Raw genomic sequence first — 14374 nt, forward strand, 5'->3', positions numbered from 1 at the left:
ACTATGCTTCTTATAAAAGCAGGAGGTGTCTATGTTTATCCTCACACCGTATATATTTTTTTCCGGCCGCTGTGAACAGGCGCTCGACTTTTATTGCCAGTGTTTTGATGGCCATGTATTAACCAAACGCTATTTTCATGAAGCGCCACAGCTGATTAAAGGCGTTAACCCGAACTGGATCATGCATGCTGAACTGGTCACGCAGCATATGAAGTTAATGCTGTCTGATGGCATTGCAACGCAGGAACTCAAAGATAATCAGATTGCACTGTCTGTGGTGATGGATGACATTGATCGTCAACTCGTATTATTCGAACAGTTAGCTGAACAAGGTAAAGTGATGATGCCATTAGAAGACACGTTCTGGGGCACCCGATGCGGAAAAGTTGAGGATCAGTTCGGTGTTCGCTGGATCATTAATTGCGAAGTTTGTTGAAGATCTCGCTTTATACGCAGCTCTCTGAGTATTGTATTGATGACCTTATTATTGAGTTCTTCTAATATATGAACACCTAATATCAAGGCCCCTGATTAGTAGGAGCCTGCGTACCAAGGACAGAGTGATAGAGTGGCAAGTATCAAAATTACGGTCGATAGGCTGCAACCTGGGTTACATATCCGTTTGCCGGTCAAATGGAATGAGCATCCTTTTCTGTTTAACAGCTTTAAGATTACGACTCAGGAGCAAATCCGCCTGATTCGGCATCTGGGTATCCAGCACGTATTTTTGAATCCGGCCCAAAGCGATACCTCGCCTTTACCTCCACAGACTCAGGGGCAGTCGGAAGCTGAACAGAGTAGTGACCCAGCGATTGACGATGAAGCTGACAAGTTATGGCAGGAAAAGCAGAAACGAATCGAGAAACTGAATGCTTATCGGCGCCGGGTTTTGCATTGTGAGAAAGAATTTGAACGCTCACTGGCCCGTATGCGTGCGGTTATGAACAAAATTCGTAATCGTCCGCAGGATGCGGTCGATGAAGCTAAGCAGCTGGTCGACGATGTTGTCGACAAGCTGCTCAGTGAGGACAGCGTCACCCTGCACCTGATGAACAGCAAAAGTGAGTTTGAAGACATCTATTTCCATTCACTTAATGTTTCAGTGATTGCCATGATGATCGGAAAGAACAAAGGATTTCCTGCCGACAAATTAAAAGAGCTCGCCTTCGCCTGTCTGTTTCATGATATTGGTAAAATGCGCGTTCCGAGTGCAATTGTCAGAAAGCCGACTCCGCTTAGCGAACCGGAAAAAAACTACCTTAAACTGCATACCAAGTATGGTCAGGAGTTAGCGGCTAATATAGAGGACTTTCCGGCTAGTGCGATGCGAGTGATAGAGCAACATCATGAATTGAATGATGGCTCTGGCTATCCGCAGGGCTATAAAGAAGAAGAGATTGATGAATTAGCGCAGGTGGTCGCAGTCGCCAATGCGTTTGATAACCTTTGCCACCCCAATGTGGTGGCTGAGCAAAAAATCCCTTATATCGCGTTATCTCACCTTTATAAGAATTGCCGCCATCTGTATAACCATGAAAACCTCAATATCATGGTCAAATTCATGGGGGTGTTTCCGCCCGGAACAGTGGTTCAGCTCTCTAATGATATGGTGGGGCTGGTCATCTCGGTGAATGCTAAGCATCTGCTGTTTCCTAATGTCCTTATCTATGACCCTTCAGTACCACGTACTCAGGCTCCGATTATTGACCTGGCTAGTAAAGACATGAAGATAGTCAGTGCGATATTACCGAATAAGTTACCGGACAAAATTCGTGATTACCTCAATCCTCGTTCACGGATTTCCTATTTTTTTGATAGTGACGATTAGTTATCCACAGTTTTTTGTGAGTAAATTGTGGGTGTGCTGAGAGTAAAGTCTGCATAAAAAGTCGTTCGTTTGTTTAATAACCAAACGAACGTTTTTTTATAAAAAAAGTGATTTTTAGTATTGCCAAGTTGAAGCAACTCTCTATAATGCCGCCTCACTGACACGGCAGACGCCACAAGGCTTCAGCGCTGGTCAGCGAGGTGAAAAGCTTCTGAGAAATAAATTTGAAAAAGTGTTTGACTCTTCAAATTAACTCGCTAGAATGCACCTCCGCTTTGAGAAGAAAGTTTCTAAAAAGCAACGCTCTTTAACAATATAAACCTATCAATCTGTGTGGGCACTCGTTGATGATAATCGAAGATGATTCTAAAGAATCAACTTAGGTATCAATGAACTGAGTGACCAATTTGAATGAGCAATCATTCGAGCACAGTCAATTCATTACCATTCTGTTGGAATGGTAATAGCTTTGAATTACTAAGGTAATTTGAAGTCAGTATTCATTGAGCCTCCCTAATTATTTAGGGAATCAAATCTTAAATTGAAGAGTTTGATCATGGCTCAGATTGAACGCTGGCGGCAGGCCTAACACATGCAAGTCGAGCGGCAGCGACTTAACTGAACCTTCGGGGAACGTTAAGGACGGCGAGCGGCGGACGGGTGAGTAATGCCTGGGAAATTGCCCTGATGTGGGGGATAACCATTGGAAACGATGGCTAATACCGCATAATGCCTTCGGGCCAAAGAGGGGGACCTTCGGGCCTCTCGCGTCAGGATATGCCCAGGTGGGATTAGCTAGTTGGTGAGGTAAGGGCTCACCAAGGCGACGATCCCTAGCTGGTCTGAGAGGATGATCAGCCACACTGGAACTGAGACACGGTCCAGACTCCTACGGGAGGCAGCAGTGGGGAATATTGCACAATGGGCGCAAGCCTGATGCAGCCATGCCGCGTGTATGAAGAAGGCCTTCGGGTTGTAAAGTACTTTCAGCAGTGAGGAAGGCGGGTGTGTTAATAGCGCATTCGTTTGACGTTAGCTGCAGAAGAAGCACCGGCTAACTCCGTGCCAGCAGCCGCGGTAATACGGAGGGTGCGAGCGTTAATCGGAATTACTGGGCGTAAAGCGCATGCAGGTGGTTTGTTAAGTCAGATGTGAAAGCCCGGGGCTCAACCTCGGAATTGCATTTGAAACTGGCAGGCTAGAGTACTGTAGAGGGGGGTAGAATTTCAGGTGTAGCGGTGAAATGCGTAGAGATCTGAAGGAATACCGGTGGCGAAGGCGGCCCCCTGGACAGATACTGACACTCAGATGCGAAAGCGTGGGGAGCAAACAGGATTAGATACCCTGGTAGTCCACGCCGTCAACGATGTCTACTTGGAGGTTGTGGCCTTGAGCCGTGGCTTTCGGAGCTAACGCGTTAAGTAGACCGCCTGGGGAGTACGGTCGCAAGATTAAAACTCAAATGAATTGACGGGGGCCCGCACAAGCGGTGGAGCATGTGGTTTAATTCGATGCAACGCGAAGAACCTTACCTACTCTTGACATCCTCAGAAGAGACTGGAGACAGTCTTGTGCCTTCGGGAACTGAGAGACAGGTGCTGCATGGCTGTCGTCAGCTCGTGTTGTGAAATGTTGGGTTAAGTCCCGCAACGAGCGCAACCCTTATCCTTGTTTGCCAGCGAGTAAAGTCGGGAACTCCAGGGAGACTGCCGGTGATAAACCGGAGGAAGGTGGGGACGACGTCAAGTCATCATGGCCCTTACGAGTAGGGCTACACACGTGCTACAATGGCGCATACAGAGGGCGGCCAACTTGCGAAAGTGAGCGAATCCCAAAAAGTGCGTCGTAGTCCGGATTGGAGTCTGCAACTCGACTCCATGAAGTCGGAATCGCTAGTAATCGTGGATCAGAATGCCACGGTGAATACGTTCCCGGGCCTTGTACACACCGCCCGTCACACCATGGGAGTGGGCTGCAAAAGAAGCAGGTAGTTTAACCTTCGGGAGGACGCTTGCCACTTTGTGGTTCATGACTGGGGTGAAGTCGTAACAAGGTAGCGCTAGGGGAACCTGGCGCTGGATCACCTCCTTATACGAATGATTATTGCGATGAGTGTTCACACAGATTGATGGTTTATTACGTTTAAGAGACGATACTGGGTCTGTAGCTCAGGTGGTTAGAGCGTTCGCCTGATAAGCGAGAGGTCGGTGGTTCGAGTCCACTCAGACCCACCAATCTTCCTCCCAGAAGATTGGCACACAGTATCAACACCTGATGGGGCTATAGCTCAGCTGGGAGAGCGCCTGCCTTGCACGCAGGAGGTCTGCGGTTCGATCCCGCATAGCTCCACCATCTTTAAGTGTTCTTACGAGAATGTTTAGAAATGGTTCTTTGATAGAATCTTGCTCTTTAACAATTTGGAAAGCTGACAAAATAATCTTTTGTTTATTCGTAAACGAAACATTATTTGTAAAGTTCTCAATGTATTCCTTAATGGAATACACCAACAACACATTCAAGTGTGCTTGGTAGAAACTTGTTTAACAAGTTTCAAAATTGAGTCCGGCAAAATCGAAAAGTCTCTCGCTCATTCAAATAATGAGAGACAACGAAACCTTGGTGACTTGGTTCATCAACTCGAAACTCCTTCGGGTTGTATGGTTAAGTGACTAAGCGTACACGGTGGATGCCTTGGCAGTCAGAGGCGATGAAGGACGTACTAACTTGCGATAAGCGTAGATGAGGCAGTAAGAGCCACTTGAGTCTACGATTTCCGAATGGGGAAACCCACCTGCATAAGCAGGTATCATTAACTGAATACATAGGTTAATGAAGCGAACCGGGGGAACTGAAACATCTAAGTACCCCGAGGAAAAGAAATCAATTGAGATTCCGAAAGTAGCGGCGAGCGAAATTGGATTAGCCCTTAAGCTTTATATGCGTCAGGTGAAGGTTCTGGAAAGGACCGCGAAACAGGGTGATAGCCCCGTAGCCGACAGCGTATGTTCAGTGAAATCGAGTAGGGCGGGACACGTGTTATCCTGTCTGAACATGGGGGGGACCATCCTCCAAGGCTAAATACTCCTGACTGACCGATAGTGAACCAGTACCGTGAGGGAAAGGCGAAAAGAACCCCTGTGAGGGGAGTGAAATAGAACCTGAAACCGTGTACGTACAAGCAGTAGGAGCACCTTCGTGGTGTGACTGCGTACCTTTTGTATAATGGGTCAGCGACTTATATTCAGTGGCAAGGTTAACCATTTAGGGGAGCCGTAGGGAAACCGAGTCTTAACTGGGCGCACAGTCTCTGGATATAGACCCGAAACCGAGTGATCTAGCCATGGGCAGGTTGAAGATTGAGTAACATCAATTGGAGGACCGAACCGACTAATGTTGAAAAATTAGCGGATGACTTGTGGCTAGGGGTGAAAGGCCAATCAAACTCGGAGATAGCTGGTTCTCCCCGAAAGCTATTTAGGTAGCGCCTCGGACGAATACTACTGGGGGTAGAGCACTGTTAAGGCTAGGGGGTCATCCCGACTTACCAACCCTTTGCAAACTCCGAATACCAGTAAGTACTATCCGGGAGACACACGGCGGGTGCTAACGTCCGTCGTGGAGAGGGAAACAACCCAGACCGCCAGCTAAGGTCCCAAATTACAGCTAAGTGGGAAACGATGTGGGAAGGCTCAGACAGCTAGGATGTTGGCTTAGAAGCAGCCATCATTTAAAGAAAGCGTAATAGCTCACTAGTCGAGTCGGCCTGCGCGGAAGATGTAACGGGGCTAAGCTGTAAACCGAAGCTGCGGCAATGCGATTTATCGCATTGGGTAGGGGAGCGTTCTGTAAGCCGTTGAAGGTGTGCTGTAAGGCATGCTGGAGGTATCAGAAGTGCGAATGCTGACATGAGTAACGATAAAGGGGGTGAAAAACCTCCTCGCCGGAAGACCAAGGGTTCCTGTCCAACGTTAATCGGGGCAGGGTAAGTCGACCCCTAAGGCGAGGCCGAAAGGCGTAGTCGATGGGAAACGGGTTAATATTCCCGTACTTCTTACAATTGCGATGGGGGGGACGGAGAAGGCTAGGTGGGCCTGGCGACGGTTGTCCAGGTTCAAGTGCGTAGGCTTGAGAGTTAGGTAAATCCGGCTCTCTGTAAGGCTGAGACACGATGTCGAGTCACTACGGTGATGAAGTCATTGATGCCATGCTTCCAGGAAAAGCCTCTAAGCTTCAGATTGTAAGGAATCGTACCCCAAACCGACACAGGTGGTCGGGTAGAGAATACCAAGGCGCTTGAGAGAACTCGGGTGAAGGAACTAGGCAAAATGGTACCGTAACTTCGGGAGAAGGTACGCTTCTGACGGTGAAGTCCCTCGCGGATGGAGCTATTGGAAGTCGCAGATACCAGGTGGCTGCAACTGTTTATTAAAAACACAGCACTGTGCAAAATCGTAAGATGACGTATACGGTGTGACGCCTGCCCGGTGCCGGAAGGTTAATTGATGGGGTTAGACTTCGGTCGACGCTCTTGATCGAAGCCCCGGTAAACGGCGGCCGTAACTATAACGGTCCTAAGGTAGCGAAATTCCTTGTCGGGTAAGTTCCGACCTGCACGAATGGCGTAATGATGGCCACGCTGTCTCCACCCGAGACTCAGTGAAATTGAAATCGCTGTGAAGATGCAGTGTACCCGCGGCTAGACGGAAAGACCCCGTGAACCTTTACTACAGCTTGGCACTGAACATTGAACCTACATGTGTAGGATAGGTGGGAGGCTTTGAAGACGTGACGCCAGTTGCGTTGGAGCCGTCCTTGAAATACCACCCTTGTATGTTTGATGTTCTAACTCTGGACCGTTATCCGGTTCGAGGACAGTGCCTGGTGGGTAGTTTGACTGGGGCGGTCTCCTCCCAAAGAGTAACGGAGGAGCACGAAGGTGGGCTAATCACGGTTGGACATCGTGAGGTTAGTGCAATGGCATAAGCCCGCTTGACTGCGAGAATGACAATTCGAGCAGGTGCGAAAGCAGGTCATAGTGATCCGGTGGTTCTGAATGGAAGGGCCATCGCTCAACGGATAAAAGGTACTCCGGGGATAACAGGCTGATACCGCCCAAGAGTTCATATCGACGGCGGTGTTTGGCACCTCGATGTCGGCTCATCACATCCTGGGGCTGAAGTCGGTCCCAAGGGTATGGCTGTTCGCCATTTAAAGTGGTACGCGAGCTGGGTTTAGAACGTCGTGAGACAGTTCGGTCCCTATCTGCCGTGGGCGTTGGAAGATTGAAGGGGGCTGCTCCTAGTACGAGAGGACCGGAGTGGACGAACCTCTGGTGTTCGGGTTGTGTCGCCAGACGCATTGCCCGGTAGCTAAGTTCGGAATCGATAACCGCTGAAAGCATCTAAGCGGGAAGCGAGCCCTGAGATGAGTCTTCCCTGACACTTTAAGTGTCCTAAAGGGTTGTTCGAGACTAGAACGTTGATAGGCAGGGTGTGTAAGCGTTGTGAGGCGTTGAGCTAACCTGTACTAATTGCCCGTGAGGCTTAACCATACAACACCCAAGGGGTTTTGATGGACTCAATGACCAGTACATTGAATGTGTAATGAGAACGAAAACAGCTTTCCAATCTTTTGTCTTCACTTTTAAAAAAGTGAAAATAAAAGGTAATTATCGCTTACAGCGGTAGTTAAACAGAATTTTGCTTGGCGACCATAGCGTTTTGGACCCACCTGACTCCATTCCGAACTCAGAAGTGAAACGAAACAGCGTCGATGGTAGTGTGGGGCCTCCCCATGTGAGAGTAGAACATCGCCAGGCTTTAATTTCTTGTTTTCAGCTTTTTCAGAAAAGCTGAAAACAAAGCAGAGACTTGTTTTAAACAGGTTTCTCGTCCTCAGTGACAAGATTTAGTGTGCTGATATGGCTCAGTCGGTAGAGCGCATCCTTGGTAAGGATGAGGTCCCCAGTTCGATTCTGGGTATCAGCACCATTTATTCGACACGCGTAAGCGGTCAAAAAATTTGTTTGGCGACCATAGCACTTTGGACCCACCTGATTCCATTCCGAACTCAGAAGTGAAACGAAGTAGCGCCGATGGTAGTGTGGGGTTTCCCCATGTGAGAGTAGGACATCGCCAGGCTTGATTTCAAAACCCTGACCACAAGGTCGGGGTTTTCTCGTTTTAAGCTTCCAGAATCCTAGTTCCTAGAGTGACAACTCGTCCCTTCCTTCTCTCTGTTTTTATCAATAATTGTTCTCACATGGGTGTGGCTTAGTATGCCCCTATGCGACATATTTCCTAGACCCTCTATATTCCCGCTCCCGCCTCATTTAATGCCCAGTTGTACTGATAGCGGATATTGCCCCGAAAACCGGACAGGTCTGCACGATAGGTAGCCAGGTGCTGTATGAGCTGCTGACGGGAGCCAAAATCGACCTGATACCAGTCATAAATACTGGAGAGAACCAGCTTTTCGTCTTGCATGTGCGCGCCTTTTTCACTATTGATAAACTCTTGTGCGGCACTATCGAGCAACTGATCGAGATTATCAGCAGTAAAGGCTTGAGGCTGCAGGTTGGGGCAGCCCAGGCTGGCGCAGTTGAGTGCATAGTGAGTTCTTGGTTCGAGCCAGATCGGGCGCAGTATACGGTGCTCTATGTCATTCAGGGTTAACGTTTGACCGGCAATCGTGAGCACTTTGTCATCCCAGGGCCCAAAGCTGAACAGGCCGCCTAATTGGGTAATGGAGTCGAGTGGATAGTGTTGCAGGATGAGTTGTACCGTTTGTGCATTATAGAGATTTATCCAATAGGCATATTGCTCTGAACGGTTAAGCGTCCTTGGGTCGATAGCCGCCAGAGAAGAAAGGTAACGACTGAGTTTGTGCTGATCTGTCTGGCTGACGGCGGCGTAGTTAAACAAGGTATATTCGCCATTGCGGGAGAGATAGCGATCAAGTAGTTGTTGCCAGGCGTCATGAGCTATTTTTTGCCGGTTTTCTTGGTTACTGGCCGTCCAAAAAAGCCACAAATCAGCTTTTGGTGCAGCGAATACGCTGACAGGCAAGCAGAGTAATAAACTCAGTAGGTATTTCATCGGCGTAACTTTCCTTACTGTTGCTGAGCTGACGTCATTCAGACCGGATAAGGTGACAATTGCTTATAGAATTAATACTAGCCGCTAAAATACGTCAGGTACAAAAAGGGCTGCAGTATGCAGCCCTTGTACAGAATCTCAATCGCGCCGTTATTTCAGAAACGCCGGGATTTTTGCTTCATATTCGGCGATCTTCGCTTCATGCTGAAGCGTCAGGCCGATGTTGTCTAACCCGTTGAGCAGACAGTGACGACGGAACTCATCGATTTCAAATGAGTAGCTTTTGCCATTCGCAGAAACTGTCATGCTTTCCAGATCAACCGTGATGTGTGCACCTTCGTTAGCTTCAACGTAAGTGAACAGTTCATCCACTTCCTGCTCGGTCAGGCGTACCGGAACCATCTGGTTGTTGATTGAGTTACCGTAGAAAATGTCCGCAAAGCTTGGGGCGATCATGACACGGATACCATAATCAGCCAGTGCCCAGGGAGCGTGCTCACGAGATGAACCACAACCGAAGTTCTCGCGCGCCAGCAGAATACTGGCGCCCTGATAACGGGCTTTGTTCATCACAAATTCCGGATTGGCCTGCTGACCGGCATCATCCAGGAAGCGCCAGTCGTGGAACAGGTGCTTACCAAAACCGATGCGGTTTACTTTCTGCAGAAACTGTTTCGGGATGATGGCATCTGTATCGACGTTTGCTGCGTCCAGAGGAACCACTAAGCCTGTATGTTGTTGAAAACCTGCCATTGTTTATGTCCTCTGTCCTTAGTTAATTTCGCGGATATCGACGAAGTGGCCAGCGATCGCGGCGGCTGCTGCCATTGCCGGGCTGACCAGATGGGTACGACCATCACGGCCCTGACGGCCTTCAAAGTTACGGTTGGAGGTCGATGCACAACGCTCCCCAGGACCTAAGCGGTCATTGTTCATCGCCAGACACATTGAGCAACCCGGCAGGCGCCATTCAAAACCGGCTTCGATAAAGATCTTATCCAGACCTTCAGCTTCCGCCTGAGCTTTCACCTGTTCAGAGCCAGGGACGATCAGAGCCTGCACGTGAGAGGCGACTTTCTTGCCTTTGGCAACTGCCGCTGCTGCACGCATATCTTCGATACGTGAGTTAGTACAGGAACCGACGAAGACTTTATCAACCGGGTAGTCAGACAGCATTTTGCCTGCTTCCAGACCCATGTAAGCCAGTGCTTTTTCTGCTGAAGCGCGTTCTACCGGATCGGCAAATGAAGCCGGAGCCGGAATCGGTTGATCAACGGCGATCACCTGGCCCGGGTTGGTTCCCCAGGTAACCTGCGGTTTGATGTCAGCACCGTTCAGAGTTACGACAGCATCGAACTGCGCGTCTTCGTCCGTTTTAAAGGTTTTCCAGTACTCGACGGCCGCATCCCAGTCAGCTCCGCTTGGTGCAAACTTACGACCTTTGATGTAGTTAAATGTGGTCTCATCTGGTGCGATCAAGCCAGCTTTTGCGCCTAACTCAATAGCCATGTTACACACGGTCATACGGCCTTCCATCGATAGATCACGGATAGCTTCGCCGCAGAATTCAACCACATAGCCGGTACCGCCAGCCGCCGTGGTTTCACCAATGATAGCCAGTACGATATCTTTCGCGGTAATGCCCTCGGCAACTTTGCCTTTGACTTCAATTTTCATTGTCTTGGCGCGCGCTTGTTTCAGCGTCTGGGTCGCCAGAACATGTTCAACTTCGGACGTACCGATACCGAATGCCAGTGAACCGAACGCACCGTGAGTCGCAGTATGTGAGTCACCACATACGATCGTCATGCCCGGCAGGGTAATACCCAGCTCAGGTCCCATAACGTGTACTATGCCCTGGTATTTGTGGTTGAGGTCATACAGGGTGACGCCAAACTCTTCACAGTTCTTAGACAGGGTTTCCATCTGAATACGGGCCATTTCGCCGGACGCATTGATGTCTTTGGTGGTGGTCGATACGTTGTGGTCCATGGTCGCGAAGGTCTTACCGACCTGACGCACTTGGCGTCCTTTTTCGCGCAGGCCGTCAAATGCCTGTGGCGAGGTCACTTCGTGGACCAGGTGGCGGTCGATATACAGAATCGGGTTTTCACCCTGCGCCGCAACGACAACGTGCGCATCGTAAACTTTTTCGTATAAGGTTTTTGCTTGGGACATTGCTACTTCCTTGAGCTCAAGAGAGCCAGAGTGGAGCCGGTTTAAACCGGCTCTTTTAGTTATGCTTGAGACGATTATGCGTTCAGAATGTATCCGGCAATCACATCACCCATTTCGCTGGTCGACAGCGCTGGTTTGTCACCAGCCAGATCTCCGGTCAGCTGGCCTGCAGACAGCGCCTTGCTGACGGCTGTCTCGATGTCCTGCGCCGCATTCTCTTCGCCCAGACTGTAACGCAGCATCAGTGCCGCAGACAGGATCTGCGCGACCGGGTTGGCGATGTTCTTACCTGCGATATCCGGCGCACTGCCGCCCGCAGGCTCAAACAGGCCAAACTGGCTCTCGTTCATGCTGGCAGATGGCAGCATCCCCATGGAACCTGTGATCATTGCACATTCGTCAGAGATGATGTCACCGAAGATGTTAGAGCACAGCATGACATCGAACTGAGATGGATCTTTGATCAGCTGCATGGTCGCGTTGTCGATGTACATGTGCGACAGTTCAACGTCCGGGTAATCCTTGGCGATTTCAGTCACCACTTCGCGCCACAAAATGGAACTTTGCAGTACGTTGGCTTTATCGATTGAACAGACTTTCTTACGACGCAGGCGCGCAGACTCAAACGCAATCTTGGCAATACGTTCAATCTCGTAACGGTGGTAGACCTCGGTATCAAACGCTTTTTCATTTGCGCCTTCACCTTCACGGCCTTTTGGCTGACCAAAATAGATACCACCGGTCAGCTCGCGGACCACCACAATATCAAAACCACGCTCAGAAATATCAGCACGTAAAGGAGAAAAGGCTTCCAGACCTTTATGGATCTGCGCAGGACGCAGGTTACAGAACAACTGGAAATGCTTACGCAGTGGCAGCAGGGCGCCACGCTCTGGCTGATCGTTTGGTGGCAGGTGTTCCCACTTAGGGCCACCGACAGAACCGAACAGCACGGCATCAGACTCTTCACAAGCCTGCAGAGTGCTTTCTGGCAGCGGACAACCGTGATTGTCGATGGCGATACCGCCAATGTCATGTTCTTCACGCACGAAAGTTAACTGGTGTTTCTTTTCTACTGCATCCAGCACCTTGTGTGCCTGCTGCATTACTTCTGGGCCGATGCCGTCACCTGGAAGTACGGCAATCTTGTAAGTTTTGTCTGTCATGCGAGTCCTTTACGTATCTGATATTTTTCGTTCAAAGTTGTGTTTGCGATAGTGGCGGTCTTAAACCGTCGCTATTTTCTTTTTCTGTTTAATTTCGGCAATCTGGTCAGCACGATGAATGCTGTTAATCACGTGCAGTAGTGCCTGGCCGGATGCTTCTACGATATCGGTTGAGATGCCGGTACCGTGATATTTACGGCCTTTGTAATTAGCGATGATATCCGCCTGACCTAAGCCGTCTTCACCTTCGCCTTTAGCGGTCAGATCAAACTTGTCCAGTACGATATCGTAACCGGTGATGCGGTAGATACATTGGTACAGCGCATCTACCGGGCCGTTACCGACTGCGGCTTCGCATTTCTCTTCGTCACCGCATTGCAGTTTGATGGATGTTGTCGCCATCACACTACCGGACTGGACACTCAGGTAGTTCAGCTTGTAGAAATCATCTTCTTCGCGCAGATTCGAGAAGTGCATCAGCGCTTCCAGATCGTAGTCAAATACCTGGCCTTTACGGTCAGCCAGTTTCAGGAAGTCGGCGTATAAAGCATCCAGATTGTACTCAGCCTCGTTGTAACCCATGCTATCCATGTGACTCTTGACTGCAGCACGGCCGCTGCGGCTGGTCAGGTTCAGAGCTTGGTTTTTCAGGCCAATCGACTCCGGTGTCATGATTTCGTAGGTATTCTTATTTTTCAGCATACCGTCCTGGTGGATACCGGAAGAGTGACTGAAGGCATTGGCACCGACGATGGCTTTGTTACTTTGAATCGGCATGTTACACAGCTGGCTGACCAGTTTACTGGTACGGCTGATTTCTTCATGCTTGAAGCCGGTTTTTACGCCCATCAGTTCGCCACGCGTTTTGATGATCATAGCCACTTCTTCCAGCGCGGTATTACCGGCGCGTTCACCGATACCGTTGATAGTCCCTTCTACCTGACGTGCACCAGCTTGAACAGCTGCAATTGAGTTGGCAACCGATAAGCCTAAGTCATCGTGACAATGAACGGAGATAACCGCTTTATCGATGTTTGGTACGCGGTTAAACAGCTGCTCAATAATACCACCGAATTCGCTTGGCAGGGTGTAACCCACGGTATCCGGGATGTTAATTGTGGTCGCGCCCGCATTAATCGCCGCTTCCACCATACGGCACAGATTATCGATAGGAGTGCGGCCAGCATCTTCACATGAGAACTCGACATCATCGGTGTAGTTACGCGCATGTTTAACGGCATTTACTGCCATTTCTACCACATCATCGTAAGTGCGGCGTAATTTGTCTTGAACGTGGATGGTGGAAGTCGCCAGGAAGGTGTGGATTCGGAAAGCTTCAGCGACTTTCAGTGCTTCTGCTGCGACATCGATATCTTTTGCAACGGCACGGGAAAGGGCACAAACACGACTGTTTTTGATGTTTTTAGCGATGGTTTGCACCGATTCAAAATCACCAGGTGATGAAACCGGAAAGCCCGCTTCGATCACGTCAACACCCAGGCGTTCCAGTGCGAATGCGATTTGCAGCTTTTCCTTTACAGTTAGGCTGGCAGATAATGCTTGTTCACCATCGCGCAACGTTGTGTCGAATATAATCACCTGATCGTTCATGTTTGCTTCCTCTTTCCGAGAGTTAATCGTTTACTTCCTGAATTTAATTATAAAAAAACCCGCATTGGATGCGGGTTTCTGTAAATCTGTTGTGGTGTTTTTCTGCCACAGACTACCCGCGCGATGGAATCACGATAAGGAGCAGGCTGAGGAGTAGAGAAAAGCGCATTGTCATTACAAGCTGACCACCAAAATTAAGATAACAGATTAGTACCGCACTCACTTGAGCACGTCAACCATAAGTTGATTTTTTATTCGCGGTCTGGAGTTTTAAATTGCAATCGAATCTACAGTCAGCATTATATGCTATTGCTCGTATCGTAATCCCACTCTAAATACAGAGTTGCCGAAGTTTTCTCTTTTTGTCTTTTGTTCTGTTTTATAGCAATAAGGTGCTTATCTGGCGTCAAGCGCGTGCATGAACTTGTGCCTGCTGACTTTGTCATTCATTTACAAACAAAGCATCACCGATTTGTCATCTGCTGCTCTTATCT

The 14374-nt window shown here is 49.2% G+C and carries 7 protein-coding genes, 3 tRNA genes and 4 rRNA genes; 9 read left to right on the top strand and 5 right to left on the bottom strand.

The window, feature by feature from the left end; all coding sequences use genetic code 11:
• Positions 1 to 31: 31 nt before the first annotated feature.
• The 9 genes from KNV97_RS20795 (at position 32) to rrf (KNV97_RS20835) (ending at position 7968) form a co-directional block, all read left to right on the top strand.
• Entirely contained in the window at positions 32 to 436 is a 405-nt protein-coding gene (locus tag KNV97_RS20795; protein WP_136485014.1) for a VOC family protein, read from the top strand.
• Positions 437 to 568: 132 nt separating this feature from the next.
• Positions 569 to 1828, top strand: coding sequence for an HD-GYP domain-containing protein (locus tag KNV97_RS20800; protein ID WP_218562682.1), 1260 nt, complete (start codon positions 569 to 571; stop codon positions 1826 to 1828).
• A gap of 538 nt (positions 1829 to 2366) precedes the next feature.
• Positions 2367 to 3919 (top strand): 16S ribosomal RNA (locus tag KNV97_RS20805).
• Between the two features lie 66 nt (positions 3920 to 3985).
• A tRNA-Ile gene (locus tag KNV97_RS20810) sits at positions 3986 to 4062 on the top strand.
• Positions 4063 to 4104: 42 nt separating this feature from the next.
• A tRNA-Ala gene (locus KNV97_RS20815) sits at positions 4105 to 4180 on the top strand.
• A gap of 307 nt (positions 4181 to 4487) precedes the next feature.
• Positions 4488 to 7379: ribosomal RNA gene (locus tag KNV97_RS20820) — 23S ribosomal RNA — on the top strand.
• A 151-nt stretch (positions 7380 to 7530) separates the two neighbouring features.
• Positions 7531 to 7646 (top strand): 5S ribosomal RNA (gene rrf, locus KNV97_RS20825).
• A gap of 96 nt (positions 7647 to 7742) precedes the next feature.
• A tRNA-Thr gene (locus KNV97_RS20830) sits at positions 7743 to 7818 on the top strand.
• 34 nt (positions 7819 to 7852) lie between these two features.
• Positions 7853 to 7968, top strand: a 5S ribosomal RNA gene (gene rrf, locus KNV97_RS20835).
• The 16S, 23S and 5S rRNA genes sit together here with 3 tRNA genes alongside, the layout of an rRNA operon.
• Before the next feature lie 168 nt (positions 7969 to 8136).
• Here the strand turns inward: rrf (KNV97_RS20835) and KNV97_RS20840 are convergent.
• From KNV97_RS20840 to leuA, 5 genes are all read right to left on the bottom strand, one after another.
• On the bottom strand, positions 8137 to 8925 hold the full coding sequence (locus KNV97_RS20840) for a DUF547 domain-containing protein (protein ID WP_218562683.1): 789 nt from the start codon (positions 8923 to 8925) through the stop codon (positions 8137 to 8139).
• A 150-nt stretch (positions 8926 to 9075) separates the two neighbouring features.
• Positions 9076 to 9678 (bottom strand): 3-isopropylmalate dehydratase small subunit, encoded by a 603-nt coding sequence (gene leuD / locus KNV97_RS20845; RefSeq protein WP_136485969.1) that lies wholly within the window; start codon positions 9676 to 9678, stop codon positions 9076 to 9078.
• Between the two features lie 18 nt (positions 9679 to 9696).
• Entirely contained in the window at positions 9697 to 11103 is a 1407-nt protein-coding gene (gene leuC, locus KNV97_RS20850) for a 3-isopropylmalate dehydratase large subunit (protein ID WP_136485971.1), read from the bottom strand.
• Between the two features lie 74 nt (positions 11104 to 11177).
• A complete protein-coding gene (leuB, locus tag KNV97_RS20855; protein ID WP_136485973.1) occupies positions 11178 to 12269 on the bottom strand; it encodes a 3-isopropylmalate dehydrogenase in 1092 nt (363 codons plus the stop codon).
• A 60-nt stretch (positions 12270 to 12329) separates the two neighbouring features.
• Positions 12330 to 13880, bottom strand: coding sequence for a 2-isopropylmalate synthase (gene leuA, locus KNV97_RS20860; RefSeq protein WP_136485975.1), 1551 nt, complete (start codon positions 13878 to 13880; stop codon positions 12330 to 12332).
• Between the last annotated feature and the right edge of the window lie 494 nt (positions 13881 to 14374).

The organism is Vibrio ostreae, from assembly GCF_019226825.1.
GTDB lineage: Bacteria > Pseudomonadota > Gammaproteobacteria > Enterobacterales > Vibrionaceae > Vibrio > Vibrio ostreae.

What these genes read in the sequence shown, in the direction of transcription:
- leuC (WP_136485971.1), bottom strand. Translation starts at nt 11,103, where the DNA reads ATGTCCCAAGCAAAAACCTTATACGAAAAAGTTTACGATGCGCACGTT.
- leuD (WP_136485969.1), bottom strand. Translation starts at nt 9,678, where the DNA reads ATGGCAGGTTTTCAACAACATACAGGCTTAGTGGTTCCTCTGGACGCA.
- leuA (WP_136485975.1), bottom strand. Translation starts at nt 13,880, where the DNA reads ATGAACGATCAGGTGATTATATTCGACACAACGTTGCGCGATGGTGAA.
- KNV97_RS20795 (WP_136485014.1), top strand. Translation starts at nt 32, where the DNA reads ATGTTTATCCTCACACCGTATATATTTTTTTCCGGCCGCTGTGAACAG.
- leuB (WP_136485973.1), bottom strand. Translation starts at nt 12,269, where the DNA reads ATGACAGACAAAACTTACAAGATTGCCGTACTTCCAGGTGACGGCATC.
- KNV97_RS20840 (WP_218562683.1), bottom strand. Translation starts at nt 8,925, where the DNA reads ATGAAATACCTACTGAGTTTATTACTCTGCTTGCCTGTCAGCGTATTC.